Below are 1,963 nucleotides of genomic sequence, written 5' to 3'. Positions count from 1 at the left end.
GTGGATGAAGATTTAATAGTGTCGCAAAGCTTGTAAATCATACAAAAAAAGTTAATGTGACATTGTCAAGCTAATATTTTATGGAGAAATCGTTGAACTCACAGGAAAGAATATTTTCTTTTTTAACTTCAACATCGTCGACCCTTGCTGATGATGGACCACGATGACACCAGTTGATCATCTCCTGAACAAATTTTTCTTCTCCCTCAAATAACGCCTCAACTTTTCCATCAGACGTGTTTCTAACCCAGCCTGCTAAACCAAGTTGATCAGCTTTTTGCTTAGTATTAGCCCTGAAAAACACACCCTGTACTCTACCAGATATAACAACATGGGCTCTAATTTTCATAAACAAAAAACCTCCTCATGGTCTAAAACGCAATATCGTCCTTGGGAACGGAATAGCATCCTTGATGTTTTCTAATTTGCATATCCACGCAACTAGCCTCTCAACACCTAAACCGTAACCAGCATGTGGCACTGAACCATATCTACGGAGATCAAAATACCATTCATAGTTCTCAACCTTTTCACCCGCCGCTTCCAACCTCTTTTTCATATCCTCGATATCGAGGCTACGCTGAGAACCACCAACTATCTCACCATAACCCTCAGGTGCTATCATGTCAAAACAGAGCGCTGTTTTTGGATCACTGGGGTCACGTGGTTTATAAAAAGCCATTATCTCAACCGGGTAATTTGTTACCACCACAGGTGTTGTAAAATGCTCCATGAGTTTATCCTCTTCGATGGTACGTAGATCCTTACCCCATTCTATACCCATGTTATCTTTTTCATTCAATATTTTTATTGCATCTGTATATGTGATTGTTGGAAACTCTGACTCAGATACACGCTGCAGTTTCTTTATATCCTGACCCAAAACGTTGAGCTCACGTTGATTACACTTTAAAACCTCTTTCAATATGAATTTTACCTCGTCTTTAGCTATTTCTGTAACATCATGTAAATCCATCCATGCTGCTTCCATCTCAGCCATCCAAAACTCAGAGAGATGCCTAGAGGTTTTTGATTTCTCAGCACGAAATGTCGGCCCCATGTTATAGATTTTTTCTAAAGAGAATATCGCTGCCTCTGCATAAAGCTGCCAAGATTGAGACAGATATGTTTTGTTTTCATAATACTTAACCTCAAAAAGAGTTGAACCACCCTCGCACTGGTTTGGTTGCAAAACAGGTGCATCAAACTCATAAAAACCGAGACCTCTAAAAAACTTATGTATAGCACCAACAACAGTAGACCTAATTTTAAAAACAGAAGTAAGCTGCTGTGATCTGATCCAAAGATGCCTCTTGTCAAGTAAAAACTCGGGGCTTTTATCTTTCACAATCGGGAAAGGCTCAGCGAAATGTACAACATGAAAACCTGTTACCTGTAACTCGTAACCACCTGGTGCACGTTTGTCTTCTTTTACAACACCTTCAACTTGTACAGATGATTCTATCAAAGCTTTTTCTGCATCAGCAAATTCGCTATCTGGGAGATTACCCTTTTTAATAGTGGCTTGTAGAATTCCTGTTGAGTCACGTATCACTGTGAAAACGATGTTTCCACTGCTTCTTGTTCTGTAAATCCAACCACGAACACTTATTTTTTTACCTGTTTTTTTTCCATCAATTACTTCTTCTATTTTCGTAAACTTTGATTCTAACATAATTGAATCTCCACGTAAATTGAATACATGAATTACAATAATGTATAAAAAAGTAGCATCAAATTAATTTTAAGTTGATTTTTTTCCAAAAAAACTACAAAATTTAAATAATAGAAAAAGTATACTATAAAGAAATGGGAGAGATTTTATGAGAAAAGAAATAAAAGCAATACTAATGGGTTTAATAATAGTGATGGTCTCAATCGCTGTAGTTTTATCTGGATGCACAGAGGAAAAGAAAAACAAAATTATAGTTGGAACAGATGCAACATTTCCACCTTTTGAATT

The 1,963-nt window shown here is 36.9% G+C and carries 2 protein-coding genes; both read right to left on the bottom strand.

Annotated features, from left to right (window positions below):
- Positions 1-70 precede the first annotated feature (70 nt).
- Positions 71-349, bottom strand: coding sequence for an acylphosphatase (locus QHH19_07270; GenBank protein ID MDH7518120.1), 279 nt, complete (start codon positions 347-349; stop codon positions 71-73).
- 15 nt (positions 350-364) lie between these two features.
- A complete protein-coding gene (asnS, locus tag QHH19_07265) occupies positions 365-1,675 on the bottom strand; it encodes an asparagine--tRNA ligase (protein MDH7518119.1) in 1,311 nt (436 codons plus the stop codon).
- Between the last annotated feature and the right edge of the window lie 288 nt (positions 1,676-1,963).

This window comes from Candidatus Thermoplasmatota archaeon (genome assembly GCA_029907305.1).
In the GTDB taxonomy this organism is placed as follows: Archaea; Thermoplasmatota; E2; order DHVEG-1; family DHVEG-1; genus JARYMC01.
Note: the sequence above shows the minus strand (reverse complement) of the source record. Positions and strands in the feature narration are given on the sequence as shown.

What these genes read in the sequence shown, in the direction of transcription:
- QHH19_07270 (MDH7518120.1), bottom strand. Translation starts at nt 349, where the DNA reads ATGAAAATTAGAGCCCATGTTGTTATATCTGGTAGAGTACAGGGTGTG.
- asnS (MDH7518119.1), bottom strand. Translation starts at nt 1,675, where the DNA reads ATGTTAGAATCAAAGTTTACGAAAATAGAAGAAGTAATTGATGGAAAA.